Genomic DNA, 23,924 nt, shown 5'->3' with positions numbered 1-23,924 from the left:
CACGCGTTTCAGCCGCGTGCCATTGGCCTAAGCCCTGCCGCTCTCCGGAGAGCGCGAGCAGTTTGCTTAACGTATGTCGCAACAGCTGAGACTTGAACACAAAGACCCTATTCCCTTGGCCGGGCGGTAAAACGCGCCTGGTGAAACACCTGCTTCCCCTGATCAACCAGCGGGAACACACCTGCTACGTCGAAGCCTTCGCCGGCAGTGCCGCAATGCTGTTCGAGCGTTCGCCGGCAAAGATCGAGGTGCTCAACGATACGCACGGCGAACTGGTACGCCTGTACCGCGTCGTGGCGAACCACCTGGACGAGTTCGTTCGACACCTCCGCTGGTCCCTGACCAGTCGTGAGATGTATCGGTGGGCACAGCTGCAGCACGTCGACACGCTGACCGATATCCAGCGTGCGGCCCGGTTCTACTACCTACAGAAGCTCAGCTTTGGCGGGAAGGTGGAAGGTCAAACGCTCGGGGTGGGCCCGACTGGTGCGAAGCGCATCAACCTGCTCCGGCTGGAACAGGATCTGAGCGATGCCCACATGCGGCTGCATGGCGTGGTGATCGAGCAGTTGCCCTGGCAACGGTGCATTGAAAAGTACGATCGGCCCGAGACGCTGTTCTTCTTGGATCCGCCGTATTGGCAGACCACCGGCTATGGGCAGGCATTCCCGCTTGAAGAGTACGAGCAGCTCGCCGCGGTGATGGGGACGTTGAAGGGTAGGGCGATCCTCACCATCAACGATCACCCGCAGATGTGCACGCTGTTCGATCGCTTCCACCGCGTCAGCGTTCCAATTCGATACACGGTCGGCGGCGGCGCTGGGGTAGCGCGCACTGAGCTGATCTACACCACGTAGCTGGGCCACAGCCCAGCGTTCTCTATGCCCGTTCCCCGACCGGATCAACCCTCGCGCCTAGCCGGCTGCGGGGCGGGCACCTTTCTGCAGGAACCTCTGATGGCCAAGATCACCGCTCAACAGGCCGGCGGCACCAACGTCGTCGCCTTCCTGGACATGCTGGCTTGGTCGGAGGGCACCAGCACCAGCCCGGCAACGAAGAACCATGGTTACGACGTGATCGTGACCGGTGCCGACCGTGTGCCGGAGATTTTCACTGATTACTCGGTGCATCCGTTCTCCCGGGGGCGGAAGTCGAAAGCCATCAACAGCAAGGGCCTGACCTCGAACGCGTCCGGCCGCTACCAGTTCATGCTGAAGGACTATGCCCACTACCGCGCGCTGCTGAAGCTGCCGGATTTCGGGCCGCTGTCGCAGGATCTCTGGGCCATCCAGCTGATCTGCGAGCGCCGCGCACTTCCGATGATCCAGGCCGGCCGCATCACCGACGCCATCAAGGCCGTGCGCAACATCTGGGCGAGCCTGCCGGGCGCAGGCTACGGTCAGCCTGAGCACGCTCTGGAGAAGCTGCTGGCAGCCTACCGCGACGCGGGTGGAATCATGGGCGGGGGCGCATGAGCATGGAATCCCAGCAGAGCCAGGACGGTCGCACCCGCCTGTCGTTAGGCCCTGTCGAAAAGTGGATCGTCGGCGCCTTCGCCGGCGGTGTCGTGCTCGGCGTCCTGTGGTTGGTGGGGTCGGTGCAGACCCTGCTCAGTCAGCAACAGGTGACCACTCAGCAGGTGATGACTGTCCAGCAGCAGCTGCAGGCCATCAATACTCAGTTGGCGGACGTGCCGGCGCTGAAGCTGGAGATCGCCAAGCTGTCGATTCAGGTCGAGCAGAACAAACAGGACGTCAAAGAGTTGAAGCAGCTGCGAGGTGTCCGATGAAGGTTGAACTGATCGACGGGTGGCGCCGCGCATGGAGGCTGGCATCGGTATGGGTGTTCAGCTTGGTCGCCCTGTTCCCGGACATCTATGACGCCATCGCGGCTCTGAACTGGATGGACGAGCTGCCCGATCCGGCGAAATGGTCGATCCGCGCCCTCGGCGCCATCGGCGTGATCGCGCGCGTACTGAAGTCGAGGAGGCGCACCGATGCAAATCCCTGACCCGATCCGCCCGTATGCGGACCTGATCCGCTGGTGCCTGGCTGTCATTCTTGCCGGCGGCCTGTTCGTGACGGGCTGCCAGCGCGGCGAGGACCGCCAGGCAGCCAAGGACCAAGACACCATTTCGAAGGCCGAGAAGCAGCTCGGCAAGGCCGAGGCCAATGCGGCAGAGAACCTGCGTGCGGCCAACGCCTGCGGGATGCTGCTGGAACAGGTCAACGACCAGACCCAGGCGTCCATTGATGCTGCCGAACTGGCGCGCAAGGCAGCGGCCGAAGCCGCCAGCCGGGCCGAAGCGGCAGCGGCCGAGGGCCAGCGCCGAGCCACCGCGGCAGAGAAGGCACTGCAGGCGGCCAAGACCAAGCCGGCATGCCGGTCCCAACTGGAGATGCAGCTGTGCGATTCCATCCCCTTGCTCTGACCCTGCTGTTGCCGCTGTGCGGCTTCGGCACCTGTTCGAAAAAGCCCGGGCAGCCGAAGCTGCCCGAGGTGGTTCGCGTCACAGTCGAAAAGCTGGTGCCGGTTGATGCACGCCTGACCAAGCCGTGCCCGACCACGCGCGCCGAATCGCGCACGATCGAGGCGGTGGTAGTCGCCTACAACGCCAACCTGGTGACGCTGCAGGACTGCGACAGCCGCATGAGCGAGATACGACAGCTTGACAAGAGCGCATCCCAGGTTGGGCCCTGACGTTTCACGATTGTGTTTCACATCGGTGCGCATGAATGCGAAACTGAACGGGAAGGGTGGATATCAACAGGTTATCCACAGAAAAATGAATGGTCAGGGGCCCCTGGGCTTATCCACAGCCACCGGGGGGAATTCGGACCCCGGTAAAAGACAGTATTTCGGCCTCAAGGGTGCTCCACCACAGGCCGCACTTTTGGCGGTTTTTGCCGGGAGAAACCGCGTTTTCATGCCTGAATAGGCTGTGCATCGGGTAGGACATGGCTGACATCCACGAATTCACCAAGGGCTGGTCCGTGGCCAGGCTGGCGGATGAGTTCGGGATAGACCGCCGAACGGCCAGCAAGAGGCTGAAGGAGGCAGGCGTACCGCCGCTGACCAAGCGCGCCGGACACGACGTCTATCGCCTGGCCGACGCAGCACCGGCGCTGGTGAATCCGGGCGCCGCGGCGTTCGGCGCGGAGGGCGTGGTCGATCCGCGCGACCTGCCGCCGATGGAGCGCCGCGCCTACTACCAGTCGGAGAACGAGCGCCTGAAGGTCGAGTCGACAATCGGGCAGCTGGTGCCGGCCGCAGAGGTCGAGGCCGACTACGCCGAGCTGGTGAAGAAGGTCGTGCAGTTCTTCGACACGCTGCCTGATGTGCTCGAGCGCAAGGCAGGGCTCACGCCAGAGCAGGTGGTGAAGGTCCAGGACGAGTGCGATCGCGTCCGGCAATCTATGTACGAGGGCATCACCGATGACGACGTACGCGACAGCGCGTAGCGTGCGCCAAGGCGTTGCCGAGATGGTCAGGCCGCCGCGCCGCATCAGGGTGAGCGAGGGCGCGCGGGTGCTGCAGGTGGCCAATGCCGCCGGCGCGGCCGGTTCCTGGGATCCGGACACGACGCCCTACATGGTCGAGCCGCTGGACACGACCGGCAGCCGCCATTACGAGGCAGTGGTGTTCGTAGGGCCGGCGCGATCGGGTAAGACCATCTCGCTGATCGATGCGCGCCTGGCCTACCTGATCACCTGCAACCCGGCCGACGCCATGGTTGTGCAGATGTCCAAGGATGCGGCCGAGGACTACAGCAAGACCCGTATCGCCCGCAGCATCGCCGCCAGCCCGGAACTGCGTTCCCGGCTGAGCCCCCGAGCCCACGACGACAACATCCTGCTGAAGTTCTTCCGGTCAGGAATGTCGTTGCGCATGGGCTGGCCGTCGGTGTCGGTGCTGTCCGGCAAGGACATCCACGACGTCCTGATGACGGACGTGGACAACTACACCGGCGATCTGACGATCGATGAGTGCTTCGGCCTGGGCCTGAAGCGCACGCAGACCTACATGTCCGCCGGCATGGTCGTGGCCGAATCGAGCCCGGCAACCGACTACGCCGACGGCGCCTGGAAGCCGCTGAACCCGCACCAAGGCCCACCTGCAGCCGGCATCGCCGCGCTGTATGCGCGCGGTGACCGCCGGCGCTGGTACTGGCCCTGCCCGGAGTGCGGGGAGCGGTTTCAGGCGGCACCAGGCTATGACGGTTTCGCGTTGCCGCCGATGGATGAGCTGCTCGAGCGGGTTGTCGCGGACGACGTGCAGAAGATGGCGCGGCATTACTCGCTGCTGCACTGTCCGCACTGCGGTGTGGGACTGAAGCACCGGTGGAAGGACGGGATGAACCGCAGCGGCGTGTGGGCTGCGGAGGGCCAGGTCGTGCACGCCGACGGAACGGTCACCGGTGAGAGGCCGGAGGCGCGCATCGCCAGCTACTGGCTTGGCGGTGTGGCGGCGTCCTACCAGTCCTGGGAATCGCTGATCGAGCGATACCTCCAGGCGCTGCGAACCTTCGCCACGACCGGCGAAGAGCGTCCGCTGAAGACCACGCACAACGTGGACGGCGCGATCAACTACGTGCCGATGGCTGCCCGCTCGGCCAGTGACCCGAACGAGATGCAGGAGCGTGCCGAAGTCTGGCCCGCTGGTGCTGTTCCCGCCGGCGTGCGCTTCCTGCTGGGTGAGGTCGACGTTCAGGCCAACCGCTTCGTCGTGCTGGTGCTGGGCTTCGGCATTGGCGATTCCGGTCAGCTGGAGCGCTGGGTGGTGGATTCCTTCACCCTGCGCACCTCCAAGCGCGAGGACGGATCAGGCGGTTTCCTGCCGCTGGACCCGCCGAAGTACCTGGAAGACTGGGAGCGCCTGGTCGAGAAGGTCATCAGCCGTCGCTACCCGCTGGACGATGCCACCGGCCGCAGCATGCCGGTGCACGCAGTGGGTATCGACTGGGGTGGCAAGTCGGGCACCTCGGTGCGCGCACTGGAGTTCTGGCGCTCCCTCAAGGCCCGGAAGCTGCACGCCAGGGTCAGGCTGATCAAGGGTGATGCGCGCCGCGAAGGCGGTCTGTTCCGCGAGACTTTTCCCGACAGCAGCAAGCGCCGGGACCGCAAATCAGGGTCGAAGGGTGATGTGCCGCAGCTGCTGCTCAACGTGGACAGGCTGAAGGACACCGTCGACGCGAACGTGAAGCGCGCCGAGCCCGGCCCGGGCTACTACCACTTCCCCGACTGGCTGCCGGAAGCGTTCTACGCCGAGCTGACGGCCGAGTCGAGGACGGCCAAGGGCTGGGAGAACTTGGCGAAACGACGCAATGAGGCGTTCGACCTGTGCGGCTATGCCGAGGGCATGGCGCTGTGGCTGAAGGTTCCGGCCATCAACTGGACCGCGCCGCCGCCATGGGCCGCGCCGTGGGACGACAACCCAGACGTGAGGGCAGACGACGTCGCGCCGGCGCCAATGCCGCGTGCGCGCACCCGCCGCGTCATCCGAAGCAAGTACCTGGGACGCTGAAATGGCATTCACCACCAAGCAAGTCGAACAACTGGAAGCCGCGATCGCGGCCGGCGTGCTGAGCGTCCGATATGCCGACCGCACCGTGACCTACCAGAGCCTGGTGGAGATGCGCCGCCTGCTGAAGCAGATGCGCGATGAGCTGGGCCAGGCCGCAGGTGTACCGCGGCGCCGCCGCGTCGTGCGCCTCTACCAATCGGGGACCGGCAATGTCTGATACCGCCGAGAGCAGCTATCGCGCCGCCGGCAACGGCCGCCGACTTCGCACCTTCCGGCCGACGTCGCTCGGGCCCAACGCATCGCTGTTGGGTCTGCCGACGCTGCTGGCACGGGCACGGCACCTGGCCCGGAATGACCCTTGGATGGTCAGCGCGCTCAACAAGAGCGTGTCGAACGGTATCGCCACCGGCATCCAGGCGAAGCCGATCTGGGGCACGAAGGAGCACAAGAAGAAGGTCACTAAGCTCTGGACCCGCTGGGGCAAGTACGCTGACGCCGATGGTGTGCTGGTGTGGGAAGGCCTGCAGGCGCTCGCCTGGCGCGAGTGGAAAGAGGCTGGCGAGGTGTTCGCCCGCATCCGGTACCGGCGGCCCGAGGACGGCTTGCCTGTACCGCTGCAGGTGCAGCTGATCGAATCGGAGCAGTGCCCGCAGCACTACAACGGCGTGGCCAGCAACGGCAACGTGATCCGGCAGGGCATCGAGGTCGATAGCATCGGCCGCCGGGTGGCCTACTGGATGTACCGGGAGCATCCGGGCGACCTGCAGCTGACCGTCAACGGCAACGAGCTGGTCCGCGTGCCGGCAGAGCAAGTGCTGCACCTGTACCGGCCGAACCGTGCGGGTGCGATGCGGGGCGTGCCAGGCTCGGCGCCGGCCCTGCTGCGCATGTTCAACCTAGACCGCCTGGATGATGCGGTGCTGGAGCGCCAAGCCCTGGCCAACCTGTTCGCCGGGTTCATCACCTCCGACGCCAATGGAGAGGGCGAGGATGGCGATGGCGTAGGCGAACTGATTACCGGCGAGGATGCTGACGGCACGGCCATTGGTGGCCTCGAACCCGGCACCCTGCAGCAGCTGCCGCCTGGGCTGAAGATTGACTTCGCCGATCCGCCCAGCGCCGGCTCTGACTATGCCGAGTTCCTGCGCGGGCACCTGCTGGCGATCTGCGCCAGCCAGGACGTGCCCTACGAGGTGCTCACCGGCGACCTGCGCAACGTCTCAGACCGCGCGCTGCGCCTGATCCTCAACGAGTTCCGCCGGGTCATCGAGCAGGACCAGTGGCTCTTCATGATCCCCATGTTCTGCCAGCGGGTCCGTGACGCCTTCATGGACCAGGCGGTGCTGGCGGGTCTGCTGAAGGTGCCGCGCTACGCAGCCCTGCGCGATGACGTGACCGAAACCCTGTGGGTGCCCGAGGGCTGGCCCTGGAGCCACCCGGTGCAGGACGTGACGTCCGAACTCAAGGCGGTGCGCGCGGGCTTCAAGTCGCGCAGCAAGGTGGTGTTGAGCGCCGGAGAGGATCCCGAACAGGTCGATGCCGAACAGGCGCAGGACAACCAGCGCGCAGACGCGGCCGGGCTTCGCTACGACAGTGACCCGAGGCGGACGAACGCCTCCGGTGCCCGGCAGGACGACGAACCCGGCGCCACTGGCGCCAACGACGATGAAAGGAATGACGATGACGAGTAAGCCTGGCCTCTTGGCCCGAATGCTGGGTCGCGGCAGCCGTGCGCCCGTGGTGGCCTCGCTCGCTGCCGCGGTCCTCAATCAGCCCCTGCTGGTGCAGCCGGCTATCGGCGAAGCGCTGGTGGGCGGCTATCTGGAAGGGAAGGTCACCAGCGACGACAGCGTGCTGAAGGCCGACCGCTTGGACATTTCGGGTGCCGGTGTGCAGCGGGCGGATGCACCGCAAAACCTGATCGGTGTGATCAACCTCTCCGGCGGCATGGTGAACCGGCCCATGCCCGGCGCCAGCGGCCCGGGCCCGGTGAGCTACGCCGCAGTGCGCGACACCTTCGACCAACTGCTGAACGACGATGCGGTGACGTCCATCATCCTGCGGCTGGATACGCCGGGCGGCATGGCGTCGGGCTGCTTCGACCTGGTGGACCACATCTTCGAGTCGCGAGGCCGGAAACCGATCTATGCGCTGGTCGATGACCATGCGTATTCCGCCGGCTTCGCCCTCGCTTCGGCGTGCGACGAGATCTGGATCAGCCGAACCGGCGGTGTCGGGTCGGTGGGCGTAGTCTGCTATCACCACGACTGGAGCGGCAATAACGCCCAGATCGGCCTGAAGGTGACCCCGCTTTTCGCCGGAGCCCGCAAGGTCGACTTCAACCCGAACTTCCCGCTCAGCGAAGAGGCGCACGTCCAGGCGCTGGCTGATCTGGAGGACATGCGCACGATGTTCGTGGACACCGTGGCGCGGAATCTCGGCATGGATGCTGCGGCAGTGAGCGCTACTGAGGCGGCCTGCTACCGCGGCCAGGCCGCCGTGGCAGTCGGCTTCGCTACCCGGCTCGGCACCTGGCACGACCTGATCGCACAGCTCGGCGCGGCCGAATCGCCGCCGCCGTCCGCGCCGGGCAACCCTGATCCGGACGACGAGCCGGAGGCGTCAGCAACGCTGCCGGTGCCAGAGGCCGCACCCGCGCCGCCTGCAGCGGTAGTGGAGAACCCGACCGCTACGCTGGCGGCTGCGGTCGCAGCCAGTGAGCTGCCGCCGGCGCTCGCGGTGGCCCTGCTGCGCCGCCCCCTGCAGGAGGGCGAACCGGCGGCCAGCGCCATCGAGTACGCGACCGCAGTGCAGGACGCCTGTGCTGCGGCGCTGCGTGGCGATGACACCCTCGCCGCCAGCTTCATCGAGAAGAACACCGACCTCGACACGGTGCGTGCACAGCTGCTGTCGATGAAGGCGGAGGAAGGACGCAGCACCCAAGTCGTCACCGCACAACCGGCTTCCATGGCCGACCAACGCGCCGCCGACAACAAGGCGAAGCTGAACCCCAATCACATCTACAAGCAACGAGGTAACTGACGATGGAAATCTCCCTGGCCGGCACCCGTACCGGCGAATTCCTCCTGTCCGAAGCGGGCGGCGAGCGCAGCCGCGAGCTGATCCGTCTGCCGGCCGGGCAGGGCATGCTGTCCGCCGGCACCCTGCTCAAGGCAGACAACACCGTCGCTGCCAACGGCACCGACGCGGTCAAGGTGCTGTATGGCCCGATCGACACCGGCACCGATTCCGCGGCGCTGGCCGTCAAGGGCGCAGCGATCGCACGCGATGCCGAAGTGTTCGGCGAAAAGCTGGGCTGGGCCAGCGGCGTCACCGCTGACCAGAAGCTGCTGGCCGCGCTGAGCCTGGCCGAGTCCGGCATCATCACCCGCTGGACGCAGCAGCCGATCGCATCGAACGCTGCCGATCAACTGGTGTTCGTGTCCGCGCCGCTGACCGGCACTGCAGGCGTGGCGCTGGGCCCGGTCGTCGCGCACGTCAAGGACGTCTTCGGCGCTCTGGTCACCGGCAGCACCATCAGTGCCACCCTGGCCAAGGCCACCGGCACCGGCAACCTGACCGGCGGCGGTGCGAAGGCCGCCGTGGGCGGCGTCATCACCTGGGATGCCGCGACGCTGAGCGCCGCGGGCGACTACACCCTCAAGGTGACCGCTGCCGATCTGGACGAAGCGACTACCGACACCATCACCATCGCCGCCGCCGGCGGCTGACCGCCGAGCATCGTCCCTTCCACCCGTTGACCCTTGGCCCCGCTTCGGCGGGGCCTTTTCGTATCCCATTCCGAGAGAGAAATCACCATGGATCTGCAGATTCTTCTGGCGCTGGGCGTGCTGAGCTTCGATGCCCTGAACGCCTACATCAACAACCTGCCGCGCATCTCCACCCGGCTGGCCGACATGGGCCTGTTCCAAGAACAGGGCCTGGTCGGCACCACCATCGTCAAGGTGGGTATCAACGGCACCAAGCTGGTGCTGGTGCCGAACGTGCCGCGTGGCGCCCCCGGCCAGCCCAAGGGCCTGGAGCGTGGCAAGGTGAAGCTGCTGGAAACCACCCACCTGCCGCAGAACTCGACGGTCATGGCTGACCAGCTGCTGGGTGTCTATGACCCGGCCGACCCGGAAGGCAACAACGTCGCCGCCGTGGTCAACGCGCTGCAGGTGGTGCACAAGCGCGACCTGGACTACACCATCGAGTACCACCGGATGGGCGCGCTGCAGGGTAAGCTGCTCGATGCCGACGGCTCGGTGATCATCGACTTCTACGAAGAATTCGGTGTCGACCAGTCCGTCATCGGCATGGAACTGAACAAGGACGCCACCAAGGTTCGCGCCAAGTGCATCGCCATCAAGCGCGCGATCGAGGACAAGCTGGGCGGCATCCCGTACACCGGCGTCCACGTGTTCTGCAGCGCAGGCTTCTTCGATGCTCTGACCGACCATCCGGAAGTGCAGAAGGCCTACGAGCGCTGGCAGGATGGTGCCGCGCTTCGCGATGACGTCCGCAAGGGCTTCGTGTTCTGCGATATCACCTTCGAAGAGCTGCAGGGCAATACCGGCGGCGACCTGGCCCTGGCCGACGGCGAAGCGATCGCGTTCCCGCTGGGTGTGCCCGACATGTTCCTGACCCGCTTCGCGCCGGCGGACTACCTGGAGACGGTGCGCGGTATCGGCCTGCCGTACTACACCAAGACCGCGAAGATGCGCATGGACAAGGGCATCCAGCTGGAAAGCCAGTCCAACCCGCTGAACATCAACACCCGACCGGATGCGGTGATCCGCCTGAAGGCCGGCGCGAAGTAAGCCAGCAGTGCCTGGCCCGCTTCGGCGGGCCGGGCAGGAGGTTGTATGGCCCAGATCAGGATCGGGGTCGACCCCGACAACGCGCTCGGGCGGCAGCTGACCGAGCTGGAGCAGTCACAGCTTCCCTTCGCCGCGTCCCAGGCCGCCAACAAGGTGGCCTTCGAGATCCGCGAGCGCTGGAAGCGCCAAGCACCCAAGGTGTTCGACCGCCCGACGCCGCTCACGGTCAACGCGGCCATGTACCGCAAGGCCACAAAGGCCCAGCCGTACGCTGAGATCTTCATCCGTGACGAGGCATTCAAGGGCACGCCGCCGGCCAAGTACTTGCTGGCCGAGGTGGATGGTGGTCAGCGCCGCCGGAAGGGCTTCGAGCGGCTGCTGCAAAGCCGTGGCCTGCTGTCGCCGACGCAGTTTGCGGTGATGGGGCGCGGCGCCCAGGCCAACCAGTTCGGCAACGTGCCGGCCGGACAGGTGACCAAGATCCTGTCCCAGCTGGGCGCCCAGCGGGACGGCTACCAGAACGAGACCAGCGTCAGCCGGAAGCGGCGGCGGGGCAAACGCAACAACCGTGATGGCGAGTACTTCGTCATCACCAGGCGCCGCGGCGTGCTGCGCCCGGGCATCTATGAGCGGATCGGGCGCGGATCCGGTGTCCGATCCATCTTCATCTTCACCACCACGGCCGCCTACACGCCGCGCTACGACATCTTCGGCATGGCCGAGGACACCTGGAAGCGGCTGATGCCGTTTTTCCTGAAGCGCGAGCTGGAGAAGGCCATGGAGACCGCGAGGCCGCTGCCTTGAACCAGAGAGCTTTCATGCAGGCCTTCGACGCAGCCGCGTTCGGGACCTTCCGTGCAGCCGGCGTCGCCGATGCTGCTTACTACAAGGGGCCGGGTAGCACGGACGAGGTGCCGTGCACGGTGCTTCTGGACGAGGCGGTCGAGCAGTTCACGCCAGATGACGTGGCACCCGTTGCGACCGACATCATCCGGGTCACGCTGCAGCTGGCCGAGATCACCCCACGCTCGGGCGCCGTGGTGCGCATCGACGGCACCGGCCGGCAGCTGAAGCTGGTGCAGAAGATCCGCGGCGACGAATCGACAGCGGTGTGGGAGGTGGCCAATGTCTGATCGCGCCCCCAGCCCACGGAAGCAGTTGCTGCTGGCCATGGGCACGACGCTGCAGCTGATCACCACGGACAACGGCTATCTGACCAACGCCGGCGCGGGCTGGACGCTGGAGCCCGCGCCGGGCGACCAGGACACCCAGACCGTCCTGACGGCCGTGATCGAGAAGCAGCAGCGGGCGGAGAGCCCGTCGAAGGTCAACACGCACCGCCTGACCACGGTCAGTGTCATCGCCAAGGTGCCTTCTGATACCGAGGCATACCAGCAGGCGCTGGACGACCTGGTGACCGACATCGAGGCGGCCATGGACAGCCGCGAGGTGGCCCGGAACTTCACTGACGGTATCCAAGTGCCGGTGTACGTCGGCATGGAGCCGCTGATGCCGGAGAAGGCCAGCGCCGGCTGGGTGGGCGTCCTGCTCACCTACCAGTCCCACATCCCGAAGAAATAACCCGCCGCACAGCGGCAACCCAACTGGAGAGCCACCATGGCCGAAGATTACAGCTACCTGGGCAGCGGCATCGTGCTGATCCGCGAGTGGAACACCAACGACCCCTTTGTGGAGGTCGGCAACGTCTCCGCGTTCGCCATTGCACCGCAGACCAACACGATTGAGCTGGCTGACAGCCAGAACCCCGGCGGCGGTACGGCCAATCGCGTCGATCGCGTGACCGGCTACAACCTCAACTACACCTTCCACGACTTCAACCCGGCCAACTTCGCCCGGGCAACTCGCGGTAAGGCCAGCAGCATCGCCGCCGGCACCGTTGCCGATGAGCCGGTCGTGGCGGTGCCCGGCAGCTTTGCACCGCTGTCTCGCCTGGCTTCGGAAGTGACTGCTGTGAAGCCGGCGACGGGCAGCACGACCTATGAAGCCGGTAAGGACTACCGCTTCGAACGCGGCATGCTGTTCATTCCCGCAGGCTCGACCATTGCCGCGCCCACTGCGGCGGGCACCCCCAACATCAAGGTCACGTACAAGAACGCTGACCTGGGCCATGTGGAAGCGGCTGTCACCTCGCAGAAGTTCTACGAGATACAGTTCTACGGCGCCAACGAAGCCCGTGGCGGCAAGATGGTGCGCCTGGTGGCGCACAAGGTCACCGGTGGCGTCATCGAGAGCATGGGCTTGATCGGCAATGAGTTCGGAGCGGGCAGCGTGCCAGGCGCTCTGCTGAAGGACGTGTCCAAGGCCACAGGGTCGGACAAGTCCGCATACTTCTACTGGCAGCAGGAGAAGTAACCCGTGTCGGATCTGGACGTGATCATCCCCCCGGCCCGCACAGTGCCGTTCCGCGGCGAGCAGGTGGAGGTAACCCCTCTCCGCCTGCAGCAGATCGGTCCATTCATCACCGCCAGCCGCACTATCATCGCCCGGGTGGCGATGATGGCCGGCGCGGTCGAGGGTGCACCGGCTGCCGCCACCGGCGCCATCCTGCTCGACATGCTCGAGCAGGACAGCGAGGTCATTGCCGAGGCCCTGGCCGTAGCCATCGGCCGTGAGGCCGAATGGATCGGCGGTGGCACCTTGGACGAGGTTGCTGATCTGCTCGAAGCAGTCGTCGGGCTCAACCGCGATTTTTTCGCCCATCGCCTGCGGCGCCTGCTGCTGCAGGCCAGGCCGCCGGCGGAAGAAAGCCCGAACTCGGCGACGTCGTCCAATTCCTGATCGCGCGCGGCCACCGGCTGCCGGAGGTCCTTTCCTACACCCTGGCGCAGCTGCGCGGGTTCACCGCAGCTGCGGCGCGCGATGACTGCGATCGCGTCGCCCAGTTTGCCTGGGCCACCCGCATGGCCATGGGGGCGAAGCCAGGCGATTGGCAGAAGTACCTGGCCGCCCTAAGCGGCCAGGCCCAGCACCAGCAGAATCAAGGAAAACAGTCCAATGGCTGACCCCTCAGCAAACCTGCGCGTGCGCATCAGCGCGGATCTTGCCGATATCAGGCAGGGCCTGGGCGTGCTCACCCGCCAATTGCGCGAGGTGCGTACAGAGGCCGCCCGGCCGCTGCCGGCAAGGAACAACATCAGTGACCTGGGCATCTCTGCCGGCCAGACCGCTCAGGCGATGCGGCAGCTGCCGGCGCAGTTCACCGACATCTTCACCAGCCTGCAGGGTGGCATGCCGTTCTTCACGGTGCTGGTGCAGCAGGGTGGCCAGATCAAGGACAGTTTCGGTGGTGTGGAGCCCGCCTTGAAGGGCGTCTCGTCGGCGCTGCTGGGTATGGTCAATCCGTACACCGTCGCTGCCGCGGCTGTCGGCCTTGTGGTGGTTGCCTGGTACGACGCAGAAAAGCAGGCTGAGGCGTACACGCGAGCCCTGGTGCTGTCGCGCAATGAGGCGGCCGCGACCACGCTGACGCTGGTCACCATGGCCCAGAAGACCAGCGACGCGCTGGAGGTGTCTGTCGGCGCAGGCGCGGAAGCTGCGCAGGCGGTGGGGTCGAACGGGAAGATCGCCGCGCAGAATCTGCAGGCTGTGGCCAACGCTGCCGTGGCCATGAAAGAAGTCAGCGGGCAGGCCCTGGAGGACACCATCGCCCTCTACGCGAAGCTGGCGGAAGACCCGGTCAAGGGGGCGCAGAAGCTCAACGAGCAGGTCAACTTCATGACCGTGGCTCTGTACGAGCAGGTCAAGGCGTTGCAGGAGCAGGGGCGCAACCAGGATGCGGTGACGGTGATCACCCGAGCCGCTTCCGATGAGACGGTGATGGCGTTGGCCAGGGTTCGTGCCAGCCAGAACCCGGTGATAAGCGGGTTCAAGGATCTCTGGGTTGAAGCAACCCGTGCCTGGTCCGCCATGCAGGCGAGTGTTGGCCTTGGGCCGGCAGCGGCGCAGATGCAGCACCTGCTTTCGGAGAATCAACGCGAACTGGCGAAGCTGAACGCACTTGCCTCCGGGGACCAGAGGGGTCTGCCGCTGGCAAGGAATCCGGTCGCATTGGCGGCGATGCAGCAGTCCATCAAGGATCGCTCTGACAAGATCAAGGCGCTGGCTGCAGACCTGATCAAGGAACGGAAGGATGCCGAGGTAAAGGCATCGCAAGCTGCCTCGACCGACTTCGTTGCTGAGATGGATACCATCATCGCCGCCCAAGCCAGCAAGGAAGAAAAGAAGCGCGAAGAGGTAGGGCGCATCAACGGGGAGGCTGAGGTTGCCCGTCGGAGGGCGCAGGCGGCTGGCCTAGTCGAGGAAGTTAGGAAGATCGAAGAACGGCGCGCTGCAGCTGTCGCCGCTATCGAGAAAAAGTACAAGGAAAAGCCCAAGGCAGGTAACGGCTCAGCGGCTCGCGGTGCTGACCTGCAGGGCTACAGGGATGACCTGGTGGCAGAACAGGCCCAGATCACCGCCAGCACGCAGCTGCTGCGTGCTCAGTTCTCGGCGCGTGAGATTACGGCGGGTGAGTACTACAGCCGCATGCGCGTGCTGATCCAGCAGGGGACAGATGCTCAGGCACAGTCGGTGCAGCAGCAGATCGACTATCTCAAAGGGCAGTCCGTCAGCGGGAAAGAATCGATCATCGTCAACCGTCAGTTGGGTGAGCTGGAAGCACGACTTGCGAAATTGCGTATCGAGGGGGCGTCGGCGCTGGATCTCCTGACCAAAGAGGAAGAAAAATCGGCCAAGGCACGTTCCAATGCGCTGGAGGCGTACGAAAGTGCTCTTGATGCGAGTAATACTGCACTGCAGCGCCAGCTGGCGACGCAGGTTGAACGTGTCGGTATGGGAGACCGTCAGTACGAGATCCAGCAGCGCATCAACGATGCTCTGAACGACGAAGCTGAGAAGCTGCGGGAACTGAGCCTTCAGCGGAATGCAGACCAGATCGATGACGCAACGTTCGATGCCGAGAAGCTGCTGCTGCACGCCAAGACCCTCGACCGCCTGCAGCTGATCAAGGATGGTTACGAGGAACTGCGCCAGGCCGAGGGTAACTGGCTGGCCGGGGCCAGCGCGGCGTGGGCGAACTACCAGCAGGAGGCCAGCAACTACGCCAAGCAGATGGGCGGGGTAGTGGAATCGGTGGTCGGGGGGTTCGAAGACGCCTGGGTGAAGTTCACCACCACGGGAAAGCTGAGCTTCTCCGACCTCACCAGGTCGGTGCTGGCCGATCTGGCGCGGATCGCCGCCAAGCAAGCAGCAATGGGCATCGCCAATGCCTTTTCCAGCATCTGGGGCGGCGGCGCCGGCGCATATACCGGGAATGGCACAGGAGTTGGTTCGGTCGGGGGATTCGGCAACAACCTCGACAACTTCCGCTTTGGCGGCGGCTTCTCCACCGGCGGCTACACCGGCGACGGCGCTGTGAACGAGCCAGCTGGCGTCGTGCACAAGGGGGAGGTGGTCTGGTCTCAGGCGGACGTTGCCCGGGCCGGTGGCGTTGGCATCGTAGAGGCGATGCGGCAGGGGATGCGTGGTTACGCGGACGGCGGCCCGGTCGGTGGCGGTAAACCTGCAGGGTTCGCCGGCGGCTCCATCAATGTCCGGGTGTTGAACGCGCCTGAAGGAACCACCGCTTCTGCCAGCCAGAACGGGCAGGGCGGCTTCGACATCGATGTGCTGCTGGGCCAGGTGGACCGGTACATCGGCGGTCAGGTGGCCGGTGGCGCTGGCGCAACCTACTCAGGTTTGAAAGGCCGGTTCGGCCTGAAGGATAGCGTCTGATGGCTTCCCTACCGAACGTGGCCCGGGTGATGTTCGACGGGCAGAAGCGTTCCTTCGATCCATCAGTATTGAGGACGGAGATGGAGCGCGGCGTGCCCAAGCAGCGCCTGCTCAACACACAGGTGCTCGTGAAGCAGGCCATGGTGCTGTATTTCAGCAGCATCGACGATTGGGAAGCGTTTGACATCTGGTACATGGGCGAGATCAAGCGCATTGGCTGGTTCACGATGGTCCACCCGTTCACCGGCAAGCAGATCATGGCCAGGTTTGAGAACGGCGGGCTGGGTGACCTGATGCCCGACGAGAAGATGCCGGGTGACTATCGGATGGACGCGGTTGTGGAGTACTTGCGATGACGACCTTCACTGAGCGCCGCCAGCGGGTCACCGATACAACCGGCATCCTGCTGTTCCTCGAGATCTCAGCGCCGTCCTTCCCGAACCCGCTCCGCATCGTGAACGACACTCAGGACTGGACCAGCAAGGGCGTCGTCTATCTGGGTGCCCCGTTCGATTTCAAGCTGCCGAACGACACCAAGGGTCAGACGCCGCGCGCCCAGCTGGTGGTGGACAACGTCGGCCGTGGCATCTCCGAAGACCTCGAATCCATCGGTCCCAACGAGGTGCTGATGGCCAGGCTGATGGTCTCCGATCGGGCAGATCCCAACACGATCGAGCGTGACTACTTCTTGCCGGTGAGCAGCGTGACGATCACTGGTGCAACCGCGTCGGCGCAGTGCGGCGTCGACTACATCATGCGCCAGCAGGCGGTGAAGCTCAGGGCCAACCAGTTCACGCTGCCTGGCATCTTCACATGAGGTTGGCCGACGTTGAGCGCTTCGTCGGCCTGCCATACAGCGTTGACGATTTCGACTGCGCGGATCTGGTGATGCTTGTTCAGCAGGAGCTGTTTGGACGCGACGTGGTCGTGCCCGGCAGGCGTCCACGTGGTGCGCAGGGCGCCGCCGAGCTGGGCCAGTTGTCTAAGCCCTTCGCCAAGCGCCGGGAGGGACCACCGGTCGATGGTGACCTGGTGCTGATGATCGAAGTGATGCAGAAACGCCCCGGCCACGCCGGGGTTTTCTTTTTCCTGGCCCATGAGGCGTGGGTGCTCCACGCAAACGAGAAGAACGGCTGCGCGGTGCTGCACCGCGTCCGTGATCTGCCCGACTTCGGGCTGAGAATCGAAGGATTTTACGAATGGCTGAACTGAACGTTGCCGCAGCGTGCCCGCCGTCTCTGGTCGTCACCCCTCACCCGGTGACGCTGGAGGGCCAGCAGCGGATTGCCGCTGAGCTGCTGCCGCGGGAAACGCTGGGTCACTTTCTGGCCAGGACCGTGCCCGACTACGGGAGCGATGCGTGGGAGGTGCGCATCAACGGTGTGCGCGTGCCGCACCAGATCATGGACAAGGTGAGGCCCAAGGGCGGCACGGTCATCGAGGTCCGTGGAACCGTCGGACGCACGGCTCTGTTGATCGTCGCGATGGTCGCCCTGACCATCTTCACTGCAGGTGTCGGTACGGCCATGGTGGCCGCCGGCTACAGCGCTATGGCGGCCGGGCTGGCGCAGGCCGCGATCTATGCGGTCGGCTCGCTGCTGATCAACAAGGTTCTCGGGCCGAAGAAGCCCAAGCAGTACGAGAGCGACGCGGCGACGGTATTCACCATCGGCTCGGCCAGGAATCAGGCGCGGCCCCACGAGCCGCTGCCGCTGGTGCTGGGCAACATCCGCATGGCTCCCGACATCGCAAGCCAGCCATACTCGTTCTATGAGGCCAACGACCAGTTCATGGCGCTGGTGTTGACCCCCGGCATCAACGTCGGCCGCGTGGAAGCGATGTTCAACGGCGAGGCCCTGCTTTCGACCTACGAGGGTGTGCAGGTCTGGCACAGCGGCTTCCCCGGGATGCCGGAAGAGAAGATTCCGCTCTACAGCAATGTCGACACCCTTGCCGGCGGCGCGCTGGAGGCGGAGAAGGGCAAGCCCAGCGCCTGGGTGCAGCGCACCAGCTCGGCCAGCACCATCCGGCTGCAGCTGGACTTCGACTACATGCTGTTCGACACCACCAGCAAGGGCAAGCCGAAGGACAACCAAGAAACGATCCAGGTCCAGTTCCGGACGGTCGGCGCCACCGACTGGCGTGTTTTCGGCAACTTCGCCCTGGTCAGCCAGAGCCAGAAGCAGCAGCGGCGCACGTATGCCCTGGACGTTGAGCCCGGGCAGTACGAGGTGCGCGCGCGTATTGCCGGCCGCAACACCGACGGCAAGGGGGCCACCAGCGACTTCACGTGGTCGACCCTGAAGAGCATCCAGACCGACACCGCCAGCTACGCGGGTATCCCGCGCATTGGCGTTCGGATCAAGGCCACCGGGCAGCTGAACGGCTCCCCAGATGAACTGCGCTGCGTCGCCTATGCCCTGCCGATCCCGGTATGGAAGGGCAACCAGTGGGTGACCGAGGAAAGCAGCAACCCAGGCGCCCAGATCCTTGCGTACTCGCGCGGCATTCGCGATGCCGCTGGCAATCTGATCGCGGGGCTGGGCCTGCTCGACGCCCAGATCGATATCGCAGCGCTGCAGGCGTTCATGCTTCACTGCGCGGCGTCCAAGTACACCTACGACAACGTGATCCGGGACACCCGCAGCCACGAAGACGTGCTGCAGGCGATCGCACTTGCCGGCTTCGGTAACGTCACCTGGGCGGCTGGCCGGCTGTCCGTGGTGTGGGCGGCGGACGAACAGCCTCTGTCGGGCGTGGTCAATATGGCCACGATCAAGAAAGGGCAGTTCCAGATCGATTACACCCTGGCCAATGCCGCAGACGGTATCGAGTTCACGTACATCGACAGGTCCGACTGGTCCAGCAAGACCCTCCGCGTAGCCGCCCCGGGCGTGCAGACCATGCTCAACCCGGCGCAGGTGTCCGGCGAGGGCATCACCAGCGAGGACCATGCGGCCAAGATGGCCCGGTATCACCTGGCGCAGTCGCTCTATCAGTACAAGGACATCTCCTTCAGTACCGACATCGAGCACCTGAGCTACCGCCGCCTGTCGGTCCTGGCGCTGCAGCACGACCTCACCCAGTGGGGCTTCGGCGGCAGGCTGGTGGCTGCAATTCGGGACGGCTCGAGCGTGTTGCTGCAGCTTGACGACGTGGTCCGTGCGCCCGCGAACGGCAACAGCTTCATCGGCCTGCGCATCCCGGGCGAGCGTGTATACCGAGTCTTCCGGGTGGAGCCTTTTGCGGGCGAAGCGGATCAGATCAGGCTCGCTGATGTGTGGCCAGCCGATGCTCCCCTGCCGGGCGATACTGACGAGAACCCCGCCCACGACACCATCTGGATCTTCGATTTCAAGCAGACGCCAGGCTATCGTGTGCGCGTGGTGGGCATCGAGCCCGAATCCGACCTCAAGGGGGCGTCGGTCTCCGTTGTACCGGAGGGGCCGGAATTCTGGCACTACGTTGAAACCGGCGAATACATTCGCGCGCCGAACGGCTCTCTGCTGCAGACCCGCCCTGTGGCCAGCGATCTAAAGATCACTGAGCGCCAGGTGGTACAGGGGGACACCGAGTTCACCGAGCTGCAGGCCACCTATTCGGTGACTGGCCCGGTGGGCGACGTGATCGTGCTGAGCGACCTGGATGGCAATGACGAGCTGGAAGAGGTCGCGCGAACCGTGACCCGCACGGCCTCGTGGCGTATTCCGGGCGCGGGGACCTACTCGGTAACCGTGCGCCCATACAGCCCAGAGGGCGCAGCCGGTATTGCCGCGTCGGTGATCTACACCACCCGCGGCGCCGATGCGCCGCCGGTGCTGGTGGACCTCTTCGACGTGGAGCAGTTGAGCGGCGGCGTGCGCAGGTACACCTGGGGGTTCTTCAGCGACACGATCCAGTCGGCCAACTTTGCGGGGGTGGAGATCCGCTACGCCGCCGGCGCTGTCGATGCGCCGAACTGGACGACCATGACCCCGCTGGGCGACGACGGCTATCACCCGTCCGCGTTCGAGGCCGTGTTGCCCGAGGCCGGTCAGTGGACGTTCGCGATTCGCTCGCGCAACACCGCCGGCACGTTGTCCACCGGCATGCTGATCCTGGTGAAGGAACTGCAGGCGAACCTTGGCGAGGTGATCGGCGGGCTGGACGGCCGGATCGATGAGACCTACGAGCAGGCGCTGGCGGCCAACAATCGCATCACTCAGGAGATCCTTGATCGGGTTGCGGAGGATCTGCGCGTCGCCGGTGAGGCCGTGGCTGCAGCGCGAGCCTACACCGATGCTCAGGTTGCCGCGCTCAACGGCATCCTCGAGGACATCGTGGGTGCTGACGAGTGGGCGGCCGACGGCGAGTATCCTGCAGGAGACTTCGTGCGCCGCGCCGGCGTGCTGTACCGGGCGTTGGCGGACAACACAGGGGTGGCGCCTGGCACGGACCCGGCCGTGTGGCAGGAGATCGGCGAGTACACTTCCGTCGGCGATGCACTGGCGGCCGCCATCAGCCTGTCCACGCAGAACGCCACCGACCTTCAGGCCGAGGCTGCGCGGCTGGATGCGCTGCTGGTGCGTATGCCGGCAGGCAACGGCGCGCTGGCCACGGCGGCGAGTGTGGCTGAGCAGATCCAGCTGGTGGCGAACAACGTAGAGGCGATCGCACGTCGCACCAGCGCGCTGGAGAGCAAGCTGCCGGACCTGGCCACCAACGCCTATGTGCGGCAGCTGGACGAGGCGCAGACCAACGTGTCGATGGCGCTGGGGCGGCGGATCGATCAAACCAATGCGGCGCTGGCCGGAAAGGCTGAGGCCGGAACGGTGCAGCAGATCCAGTCCAAGGTCGAAGATCTAGGCGGTAAGGTTAATGCTTCGGCACAGGCGATCACACAGGTGCGCGCGCAAGCCAACGGCAGCAACAACCTGCTTATCAACACCCAGTGGTGGGCTGGACTTGGCACGGTGCGTCAGCGCCAAAACCCCGGCGGGCAGAACGCCTTCATCTCCCTTAATGTCTCGCCAACCTACACGCTGCGCAATGAGAACACGCTCTCCATATTCGAGAACGGGCGAGGCAGCGGGACGGCCTTTCCGTTTACCGAGTGGGAACTCGGAGAGAGCGTCGAGGTTGTCCAAGGGCAGCGCGTTGAGGCAAGCGTCTACGGTGTCGGCCACCGTTGTCGCTTTCAGTTGAAGCTGGTCATCCAGAATTACCTTGGGCAGGATCTGGCCATCTACCCGAGCGAATGGGTTAATCCCACCGGGCAGGCCGGCAGCGAGCTTTGGAATTATCAGCGCGTTGGTGCCTTCGGCGTTGTCCCGGCAGGCGGCGTGCGCGCCCTTTGCGTGGTGGTTAAGGAGAACACTGCGGCGGGCAACTCAAATTCGTACCTGTTCACCGTCAGGCCATACCTCGGCCAGGCCACGGCCACGCAGACCCAGCTGTCCAACTGGACCGCAGGTGCCACTGACAAGGGTTTTGCGTCGGCAACCCAGATCCTCGAAACGCGCGCCACGCAGTTGGAGAATGGGCAGACCCGGCTAGAGGCCAAGGCCGGTGTACTGCTGGACGTCAACGGCCGGGTCATCGGCTGGCGCGCCAACAACGACGGCGCCCAGGGCATCTTCGACATCGTGGCCGACCGCCTCAATGTGACGGACCCCAATGGCACCGGCAGCACCACGTTCCAGCAGGGCAGGTGGATCACCCGATCGGGCGGCTTCATGTCAGTGCACGGCAAGCCGTTCGGCCAGACCGGCGACCTGATGATGTACATCGGGGTGGGGTCGGATCCCAACACCGCCAGCAAGGCCAACGGGTTGTTCTGGATCGACAACAAGGGCAATGCCTACTTCGGCGGCAGCCTGTCGGCCGGCGTGCTGCGCAACGCAGTGCAGACCGGAACCACCCAGACGGTGGGCACGGAGCTGCTCAACGGGCCGTTCCGCACCAATGGGGGCAACCGCACGGTCACGCTCAGCTTTGCCCGAACTCACCGGCGCCAGCGGTCGCAGCAGGGGTCGACCGGCTTCGTGGCCGGCGCGGGCGCCAATACTGCCCAGGTGCAGCTGTTCCGGCAGATCGGCACCGGCGGCTGGGTGCTGTGGCAGACGCTGAATGTCACCGGCTCGGTCAGCATCAGCAACGAGACGGATGGTCCGGACATTGCTGATTCCGGTTGGGGCGGGTCCTTCACGGTCAACGACAGCAGCACGGCGCAGGAGGCGGTCAGCTATCTGGCGCGCATCGTGGCGTTCGGCGAGCAGAACGTGAGCCACCAGGCCGGCAACTTCGATACCCAGACCATCACCCAGAACCTTTCCATCATCTCCGTGGAGCAGTAGCGATGAGCCTCGTCCTTTCCGAGAGCGGCAGCAATGCAGTGGAGTTGTTTGCCACACGCATCGACGTGCAGTGGGACTTCCGCACCAACACCGGACCGGTGCTATTCCACTTCGAGCGAGTTGATTGGGATCGTGAGACCAAGATGCTCAACACCCGTGCGTTCGAGCGCACCGTGCGCGATGACATTGCGGGACTGATCGGTGGCCAGTACACGATCACTGATCCGGTGACCGGGGGCACGCTGGTGGAGCCTGGCTGGAAGCTGATGGCGATGATCAAGGCTGCCACGGAGCGGGTGTGGGACGCGGCAACCACGCCTGCGCCGATCACGCTGCCCGAAGGCGTTTCACTGCAACCCGGTACCGACTAAACAGGCTCGAGCAACTTCTCGCCGTTGTTTCGCGGCGTGTTCACCGCCCGGCTGACGCGGTAGGCCTCCATGGACGGGGGGCGCGCTGGCCAGCAGCATGGCCATGGCGTCGTCTGGGCTGGCTGCCATCCAGTCATCGACCTGGCCGGCCTGCAGCCAGACCGGCATGCGGTCGTGAATGTCCGCCGAAACGCCGCTGCTGTCGCCGGTGATGATGGTGAAGGTGCCCAGGTTGCCGTCTGGCAGCAGGGGACTCGTGTCCTCCCACAGGCCGGCCGCCAGCAGCGGCCCGGCGGCGTGGATGAACCACGGATCCTTCTTTCCGTCCTCCGGTTTCTCGGACCACTCGTAGTACCCGGCCATGGGGATCACGCACCGGCGCTTCTTGAAGGCCGTGCGGAAGGCCGGCTTGGTGGCCACTGTCTCGATGCGTGCGTTGATCGCCTTGCCCTGCATGCCCTTGGTCTTGGCCCAGAACGGCAGCAGGCCCCAGGCCATCCTGGTGACCTGTCGGCCTTCGCCGCGGTCGAGGATGATCGAGGCCCGCTGGGTCGGGGCTAAGTTGTAGCTCGGGTCGATGCTGGCCAAGCCGGGGGCGAGGTCCGCCAGGTCGGGCAGGCCGAAGTCGACGACGGGAAGCTGGACGAAGCGGCCGCACATGGCCCAAGGGTATGCCCGCCGCCGTGCGCGATGCGTGTATGAATTTGCCGAGCAACGATGGGTGCGATCCAGGCCTGCACCGATGCCCGCTGGTTATCCACAGCACCGTCCATGGCCGCCGGCTGCGTGTCGTGGGAGGCTTTCACTGTTCCGCTTCCGCAGCACGTTGTACCGCCGATGTGACGCGCTCCGGGCTTGACTGCGCAGCCTTCCCAAGCAGGTCTAGACCACCTCTGCGCGGCGCCGATGGCATGACGCTTGCGGCGCAAGGGATTACCAGATTTCACTACATTTGGCGTTGACGGCCCCCATCACCCCCACTATCTTGAGCCCCGTCGAGCAGGGATCTTGACTTCACCATTTCCCTGGCGACAGAAACGCAAAACCCTAAGGCCTTCTTTCCAGGACTGCCTCAGGGTTGC

General features: G+C 65.3%; 24 protein-coding genes and 1 pseudogene. 24 read left to right on the top strand and 1 reads right to left on the bottom strand.

Going from position 1 to position 23,924, the window contains the following annotated elements; genetic code table 11:
- Nucleotides 1-92 precede the first annotated feature (92 nt).
- The 24 genes from ACQKDV_RS01625 to ACQKDV_RS01510 all read left to right on the top strand — a co-directional run bounded on the left by ACQKDV_RS01625 (nucleotide 93) and on the right by ACQKDV_RS01510 (nucleotide 22,842).
- Complete coding sequence (locus ACQKDV_RS01625) at nucleotides 93-857, top strand: DNA adenine methylase (RefSeq protein ID WP_427782047.1); 765 nt, start codon at nucleotides 93-95, stop codon at nucleotides 855-857.
- Nucleotides 858-956: 99 nt separating this feature from the next.
- Nucleotides 957-1,475: a glycoside hydrolase family 24 protein gene (locus ACQKDV_RS01620; RefSeq protein WP_427782046.1), complete on the top strand. Its 519-nt coding sequence runs from the start codon at nucleotides 957-959 to the stop codon at nucleotides 1,473-1,475.
- Nucleotides 1,472-1,789 carry a hypothetical protein gene (locus ACQKDV_RS01615; protein ID WP_427782045.1) on the top strand — a complete coding sequence of 106 codons (318 nt, stop codon included), beginning with the start codon at nucleotides 1,472-1,474 and terminating at the stop codon, nucleotides 1,787-1,789. The genes ACQKDV_RS01620 and ACQKDV_RS01615 overlap by 4 nt, the downstream gene beginning before the upstream one ends.
- Nucleotides 1,786-2,010: a hypothetical protein gene (locus tag ACQKDV_RS01610; protein ID WP_427782044.1), complete on the top strand. Its 225-nt coding sequence runs from the start codon at nucleotides 1,786-1,788 to the stop codon at nucleotides 2,008-2,010. The genes ACQKDV_RS01615 and ACQKDV_RS01610 overlap by 4 nt, the downstream gene beginning before the upstream one ends.
- On the top strand, nucleotides 1,997-2,431 hold the full coding sequence (locus ACQKDV_RS01605) for a hypothetical protein (protein ID WP_427782043.1): 435 nt from the start codon (nucleotides 1,997-1,999) through the stop codon (nucleotides 2,429-2,431). The genes ACQKDV_RS01610 and ACQKDV_RS01605 overlap by 14 nt, the downstream gene beginning before the upstream one ends.
- A complete protein-coding gene (gene lysC, locus ACQKDV_RS01600) occupies nucleotides 2,407-2,700 on the top strand; it encodes an Rz1-like lysis system protein LysC (protein ID WP_427782042.1) in 294 nt (97 codons plus the stop codon). Before ACQKDV_RS01605 ends, lysC begins: the two co-directional genes overlap by 25 nt.
- Nucleotides 2,701-2,957: 257 nt before the next feature.
- Nucleotides 2,958-3,461, top strand: coding sequence for a DUF1441 family protein (locus tag ACQKDV_RS01595; RefSeq protein WP_154353393.1), 504 nt, complete (start codon nucleotides 2,958-2,960; stop codon nucleotides 3,459-3,461).
- Between the two features lie 22 nt (nucleotides 3,462-3,483).
- Nucleotides 3,484-5,523, top strand: a complete 2,040-nt coding sequence (locus ACQKDV_RS01590; RefSeq protein WP_427782041.1) for a terminase gpA endonuclease subunit — start codon at nucleotides 3,484-3,486, stop codon at nucleotides 5,521-5,523.
- A 1-nt stretch (nucleotide 5,524) separates the two neighbouring features.
- The gene (locus ACQKDV_RS01585) at nucleotides 5,525-5,740 is read left to right on the top strand and encodes a phage head-tail joining protein (protein WP_164084020.1); all 216 of its coding nucleotides are present in this window, start codon (nucleotides 5,525-5,527) and stop codon (nucleotides 5,738-5,740) included.
- Complete coding sequence (locus ACQKDV_RS01580; protein ID WP_427782040.1) at nucleotides 5,733-7,214, top strand: phage portal protein; 1,482 nt, start codon at nucleotides 5,733-5,735, stop codon at nucleotides 7,212-7,214. Before ACQKDV_RS01585 ends, ACQKDV_RS01580 begins: the two co-directional genes overlap by 8 nt.
- Nucleotides 7,189-8,565: a S49 family peptidase gene (locus ACQKDV_RS01575; RefSeq protein ID WP_427782039.1), complete on the top strand. Its 1,377-nt coding sequence runs from the start codon at nucleotides 7,189-7,191 to the stop codon at nucleotides 8,563-8,565. Before ACQKDV_RS01580 ends, ACQKDV_RS01575 begins: the two co-directional genes overlap by 26 nt.
- A gap of 2 nt (nucleotides 8,566-8,567) precedes the next feature.
- Nucleotides 8,568-9,254, top strand: coding sequence for a head decoration protein (locus tag ACQKDV_RS01570; RefSeq protein WP_427782038.1), 687 nt, complete (start codon nucleotides 8,568-8,570; stop codon nucleotides 9,252-9,254).
- An 87-nt stretch (nucleotides 9,255-9,341) separates the two neighbouring features.
- Nucleotides 9,342-10,343 carry a major capsid protein gene (locus tag ACQKDV_RS01565; protein ID WP_427782037.1) on the top strand — a complete coding sequence of 334 codons (1,002 nt, stop codon included), beginning with the start codon at nucleotides 9,342-9,344 and terminating at the stop codon, nucleotides 10,341-10,343.
- A gap of 45 nt (nucleotides 10,344-10,388) precedes the next feature.
- Nucleotides 10,389-11,147: a hypothetical protein gene (locus ACQKDV_RS01560; protein WP_427782036.1), complete on the top strand. Its 759-nt coding sequence runs from the start codon at nucleotides 10,389-10,391 to the stop codon at nucleotides 11,145-11,147.
- A gap of 14 nt (nucleotides 11,148-11,161) precedes the next feature.
- Nucleotides 11,162-11,476, top strand: a complete 315-nt coding sequence (locus ACQKDV_RS01555) for a head-tail joining protein (protein WP_427782035.1) — start codon at nucleotides 11,162-11,164, stop codon at nucleotides 11,474-11,476.
- A complete protein-coding gene (locus ACQKDV_RS01550) occupies nucleotides 11,469-11,924 on the top strand; it encodes a hypothetical protein (protein WP_427782034.1) in 456 nt (151 codons plus the stop codon). Before ACQKDV_RS01555 ends, ACQKDV_RS01550 begins: the two co-directional genes overlap by 8 nt.
- Nucleotides 11,925-11,960: 36 nt before the next feature.
- A complete protein-coding gene (locus tag ACQKDV_RS01545; RefSeq protein WP_427782033.1) occupies nucleotides 11,961-12,716 on the top strand; it encodes a hypothetical protein in 756 nt (251 codons plus the stop codon).
- Between the two features lie 3 nt (nucleotides 12,717-12,719).
- The gene (locus tag ACQKDV_RS01540; protein ID WP_427782032.1) at nucleotides 12,720-13,142 is read left to right on the top strand and encodes a hypothetical protein; all 423 of its coding nucleotides are present in this window, start codon (nucleotides 12,720-12,722) and stop codon (nucleotides 13,140-13,142) included.
- Nucleotides 13,143-13,358: 216 nt separating this feature from the next.
- The gene (locus ACQKDV_RS01535; RefSeq protein ID WP_427782031.1) at nucleotides 13,359-16,136 is read left to right on the top strand and encodes a phage tail tape measure protein; all 2,778 of its coding nucleotides are present in this window, start codon (nucleotides 13,359-13,361) and stop codon (nucleotides 16,134-16,136) included.
- Nucleotides 16,136-16,492: a hypothetical protein gene (locus tag ACQKDV_RS01530; protein WP_427782030.1), complete on the top strand. Its 357-nt coding sequence runs from the start codon at nucleotides 16,136-16,138 to the stop codon at nucleotides 16,490-16,492. The genes ACQKDV_RS01535 and ACQKDV_RS01530 overlap by 1 nt, the downstream gene beginning before the upstream one ends.
- Nucleotides 16,489-16,953 carry a DUF1833 family protein gene (locus ACQKDV_RS01525; protein WP_427782029.1) on the top strand — a complete coding sequence of 155 codons (465 nt, stop codon included), beginning with the start codon at nucleotides 16,489-16,491 and terminating at the stop codon, nucleotides 16,951-16,953. Before ACQKDV_RS01530 ends, ACQKDV_RS01525 begins: the two co-directional genes overlap by 4 nt.
- Nucleotides 16,950-17,348: a peptidoglycan endopeptidase gene (locus ACQKDV_RS01520; protein WP_427782028.1), complete on the top strand. Its 399-nt coding sequence runs from the start codon at nucleotides 16,950-16,952 to the stop codon at nucleotides 17,346-17,348. The genes ACQKDV_RS01525 and ACQKDV_RS01520 overlap by 4 nt, the downstream gene beginning before the upstream one ends.
- Complete coding sequence (locus tag ACQKDV_RS01515; RefSeq protein WP_427782027.1) at nucleotides 17,336-22,471, top strand: host specificity factor TipJ family phage tail protein; 5,136 nt, start codon at nucleotides 17,336-17,338, stop codon at nucleotides 22,469-22,471. The genes ACQKDV_RS01520 and ACQKDV_RS01515 overlap by 13 nt, the downstream gene beginning before the upstream one ends.
- Before the next feature lie 2 nt (nucleotides 22,472-22,473).
- Complete coding sequence (locus ACQKDV_RS01510; protein WP_427782026.1) at nucleotides 22,474-22,842, top strand: hypothetical protein; 369 nt, start codon at nucleotides 22,474-22,476, stop codon at nucleotides 22,840-22,842.
- Here ACQKDV_RS01510 and ACQKDV_RS01505 read toward each other — a convergent pair.
- Nucleotides 22,839-23,502 (bottom strand): annotated as a pseudogene (locus ACQKDV_RS01505) (SOS response-associated peptidase). The gene ACQKDV_RS01510 and the pseudogene ACQKDV_RS01505 overlap by 4 nt on opposite strands.
- Nucleotides 23,503-23,924: the final 422 nt, after the last annotated feature.

The organism is Stenotrophomonas sp. NPDC077659 (assembly GCF_050268705.1).
Lineage (GTDB): Bacteria > Pseudomonadota > Gammaproteobacteria > Xanthomonadales > Xanthomonadaceae > Stenotrophomonas.
The sequence above is the reverse complement of the archived record's forward strand: the minus strand, read 5'-3'. Positions and strand labels throughout refer to the sequence as shown.